The sequence below is a fragment of the Microcoleus sp. OTE_8_concoct_300 genome (assembly GCF_031383065.1).
Lineage (GTDB): Bacteria > Cyanobacteriota > Cyanobacteriia > Cyanobacteriales > Microcoleaceae > Microcoleus.
Genome location: NZ_JANMZH010000627.1, coordinates 1 through 3,760, shown reverse-complemented (window position 1 = coordinate 3,760; position 3,760 = coordinate 1). Strand labels below are relative to the sequence as shown.

Annotated in this window: 5 protein-coding genes; all 5 read right to left on the bottom strand. The window is 42.7% G+C overall.

Going from position 1 to position 3,760, the window contains the following annotated elements:
• On the bottom strand, positions 1 to 213 hold a 213-nt coding region (locus tag ACUVJL_RS28625; RefSeq protein ID WP_445248942.1), incomplete at its 3' end, for an endonuclease/exonuclease/phosphatase family protein.
• Positions 214 to 288: 75 nt separating this feature from the next.
• The gene (locus ACUVJL_RS28620) at positions 289 to 678 is read right to left on the bottom strand and encodes a hypothetical protein (RefSeq protein WP_445248941.1); all 390 of its coding nucleotides are present in this window, start codon (positions 676 to 678) and stop codon (positions 289 to 291) included.
• Between the two features lie 107 nt (positions 679 to 785).
• Positions 786 to 1,067, bottom strand: a complete 282-nt coding sequence (locus ACUVJL_RS28615) for a HEPN domain-containing protein (RefSeq protein WP_445248940.1) — start codon at positions 1,065 to 1,067, stop codon at positions 786 to 788.
• 64 nt (positions 1,068 to 1,131) lie between these two features.
• On the bottom strand, positions 1,132 to 2,619 hold the full coding sequence (locus ACUVJL_RS28610; RefSeq protein WP_445248939.1) for an NB-ARC domain-containing protein: 1,488 nt from the start codon (positions 2,617 to 2,619) through the stop codon (positions 1,132 to 1,134).
• Between the two features lie 775 nt (positions 2,620 to 3,394).
• On the bottom strand, positions 3,395 to 3,760 hold a 366-nt coding region (locus tag ACUVJL_RS28605), incomplete at its 5' end, for a helix-turn-helix domain-containing transcriptional regulator (RefSeq protein WP_445248938.1).

The following is a 3,760-nucleotide window of genomic DNA, read 5'->3' as shown; positions in this document are numbered from 1 at the left end:
CGATCGGCTAAAAATGGCGACGCCGTTGTAGGATTTTTGACCGGAAATGTAGCAGTTGTAGCCGAGGTTGATGAAGGGTTCTAGGGGGAAGTCTTTGTCTGTAACTTTGGTTTCTTGGAGGCAGAGAACGTCTGGGGAGTTGGTTTGCAGCCAGCTAGTAACGTGTTCTAGGCGGGTGCGGATTGAGTTGACGTTCCAGGTGGCGATTTTCATTAATACAGTAATCCTAAAGGTGAGGTATAGGGAGGGCGATCGCACCTATTTTAAGCTATTTTTTGCCCTGTCAACTCACTTAATTTGATAAATGTAAGCATCTTCGATCCAGGTGCGATCGACCCAATTATTTGTCAGTCTTGTGCCTGATAAGTTTAAATTCCAATCTTGTTGTGACTGACGCAATCCTTCAATTAATTCATGTTTTGGGCTGACTGCTACAAGTGCTGTCCAATCGATTTTCAATTCTGGTTTAACTTGGCGAAAGACTGACAGAATTTCCCCATAAGTTTTAAGAGGTCCTTGGCGATCGTACAGAGGTGTAGCTAGCGTCAGTCGCCAGGTTTCTGGTTCTGGGGCGTAGATCCAGAGAGCCGAATCAACTGATAGATTTGCTGCGTTGAGAGCGTCTATTAGTCTTTGACCTTCTTCTATTTCGTAACTTACCAATGTTGCTGTAGCCATTGTAAAACTCCGTGATATGGGTCGGTAATTGCTGAGTAAATATCCAGGGCTTCTTGTCGGTTATGTTTTTGATAACGGCTTTCTTCTGACCAGTCTTTGACGATAGACTATCGCAATGAAAACTCAGGATCGTTGAGGAGAGACTTTAACTGTTTTTCAATTTTAGCGACTTTAACAAGCTTTTCTAAATCGTGCGTGTAACTGTCCATCACAGTTTTCTTGTCAGGAAAATCAAATTTTTTAGTTTGCTTGGCAATGCAAGCCTTTAAAGCACATTCGATGACATAACCGCTGAGGTAGTAAGCACCTGAGTATTGACGATTGTTGAGCAGCACTTCTACTTCTTTAATTCGAGTGAGTGCTATGTTCTGTAAATCCCGCCTATTCACAAGTTTAGCATACCTCCATAAAGTTTTACTATTTTAGCTGTAGTTTAGCAGAGCGATAAGTTTATCAGTTTTTGTTTCTGGTTTTGTTTGTTATATACTCTCTGATTACTTGCCCGATCGTAAAGTGCGATCGCCCGTTTTGTTTTACTGTTTCAACTAATGACCGTCGTCCTAAAGATTGCATGACTTTCAAGAGTTCGGGCGGTGATAGTTGCAGGTTTTCTGGTATTTTTGAGATGTCGGCTGGTTCGGGGGTATTGGCTAGCCATGCGATCGCCTGTTGTTCGGATGCGGTTAGGCGATCGAAATGCTGGTGCAGGAGTGATTCTAAGTCACCTAAGAATAGGGTATCATAGGAGAGGAATTCGGAAACGCTACCGCCGAATAAGTCTTGAATGAATGTGGCAACTATATTTAACCATAAGGGATTGCCTCGGTAAAGGTCGATCAGTTCTGGCCATTTCTCGGGTTCTGCTAATCCTTTTTCTGTGAATATTTCTTGTGCTTCGGCGCCTAAACCGTTGAGTTGCAGAGATTTGCAGGGGCGGTTTTCGCCTTCTAAGGCGGCGATTTCTCTGGGTTTTTCCCAACTCAGGAGGATGAGGCAACTGTTGTGGGATGATTCTGTTATTTGTTTGAAGAATGCGCCGTAATTTTCATATCCTGGTTGGTAATTTCCTGCGAGTTGTTGGCTGCTGAAAATGGTTTGGATATCATCGAGTACGATCAGACAGCGGTGCGATCGTAAATAGTTGATCACCCCCCCCAACCCCCCGTTGCTAAGGGGGGGAGAAAGAGGTTGAATCTCTTCGCCGCGCCTGGGAGAAAGAGGTTGAATCTCTTCGCCCCCCCTTGATAAGGGGGGGTTGGGGGGGTTAGTTTCTTGCTGCTGGGAGAGGAATTTAATTAAGTCGGTTTGGAGTGATGCCAGGGGTGGAGAGTTGCGGAGACTGCGCCAGATGATGTAGTCGAATTCGTGTTGAATTTGTGAGATTAGTTGGAGAGTAAGGGCGGTTTTGCCAATACCGGATAAGCCTAAGATGGTGATGAGGCGGGTGCGGCCCAAAATCCAGTTTTCGAGGGTGGTGAGTTCGGATGTGCGGTTATAGAATAGGTTGGGTTCTGGTGCGTCGCCTAAGTCTTGACATACTTTTGGTTTAGTATTGCGTGTTTGTTCCTTAAAAGTTTCCTCTTGTAACGATTCAGGTTGTGAGACTTTTGGAGAGTAAAAAGTATCTGCGGAGATGTTACGAATATGAATACAGCCATTCCCGACGAGTGAGACATTGGAAACTTGTAAATTTTCCAGCTTGGCTCTAAAATTTGCTTTAGATACTTGTTCCTCGCCTAATGCAACTGACATAAGTTTCCATAATTTAAAGCCAACTTCTTTAACATATTTCTCTGAACGGTTGTGCTGCTGTGCAATTTCTTTATATTTCTGATTGTCCCAAGCGCCGCGCAGTATAGCTTTTTGCAGACTATCTAAGTGTTTTCCCGTAGTAGTTAAAGCTAGATGGTCTGTAAATTTTAAGGCTTCTTCAACGTCCATCAGTTACGCATATGCAAGGGGTTGACATGATTATAGCGTAACTGTATATGACTTTTTCAAGCTTAACCAGCTAAATATGACTTTTTCTGACCTAGCTATTAAGATAAATTCCCTACTAAATATGGCTTTATATGGCTTGACAAGCTTTAGGATATAGGGAAAAATTTATACTTAGTAGACACCAAAAGGTAATGAAACTGATGCACAGCTTAAAAATGGGTTTGTTGTTTGTTGGTTTCATATCGAGTTTTTCTTTCGCTTCAATCGCACGAGCGGGAGAGCGATGGCCTGGACCTGAAAGGCCTGGTAAATGTCCGTTAAATCAAAGTTCTTGCGAATATAATACCTATCAAGTACCTTCGGGTGCTTTGGGAATAGGTGGGTTTTATGTAAATCTAACAAGTCCAGACTCTTCTGCTCTTATTACATGGACAGCGAGCCAATGCGATGGTAATCAGATTAGTGGGTCAAAAGATATTTCAACCAGTTCTACAGGTCAAAACTACATTGACTTTCCGTCAAGGGTTTGCAATTTTACGTTTACGTTACTGAACGCAAAGAGATATCGGGGTGGGGGGGATCGCGTTGATTTTTTGATGAACTACGATGTAGATTACTAACTAAGAGAAGTTGGAAACAGAGTCTTAAAAACTCCTTTTCCACTTTCTAAAAAAGTGCGATCGCGCCTCTTCTGCCACTTTCTGCAAAAGCGCGATCGCCCTTACATCCCAAATTGTCCTAAAGCGCGATCGCCCTAACTACTTGATTAATTAACCTACTTTACTGCGACAGCTAACTGGAACCCCAGTTTATCTAGTAAAACTATCAAAGCATAAATTTCCTCGCCCCCACTCTCTGACAACATTCGATCGAGCTTCTCATATATAAGTTTAGCTTCTGTCGATAACTTATTCATCTGTAAATAAGCATCCACCACATCTTTAAGTCCGGCTCGCAGCAATTCGGGTTCTGGTGTTTCTGACTCTAATTCCAACATAACCTCGATATAGCTAGCAGCACTTTCAGGGGTTTGTAAAGAAGAAATCAAGTATTCGTGGTAGCTTCTAGTTGTTGGCACTTTGAGTTCTTTCATAATCTCTCCAGTATTTTTTAGCTTGGCTAATATCTTGCTCTTGAGTGC

What these genes read in the sequence shown, in the direction of transcription:
- ACUVJL_RS28610 (WP_445248939.1), bottom strand. Translation starts at nt 2,619, where the DNA reads ATGGACGTTGAAGAAGCCTTAAAATTTACAGACCATCTAGCTTTAACT.
- ACUVJL_RS28620 (WP_445248941.1), bottom strand. Translation starts at nt 678, where the DNA reads ATGGCTACAGCAACATTGGTAAGTTACGAAATAGAAGAAGGTCAAAGA.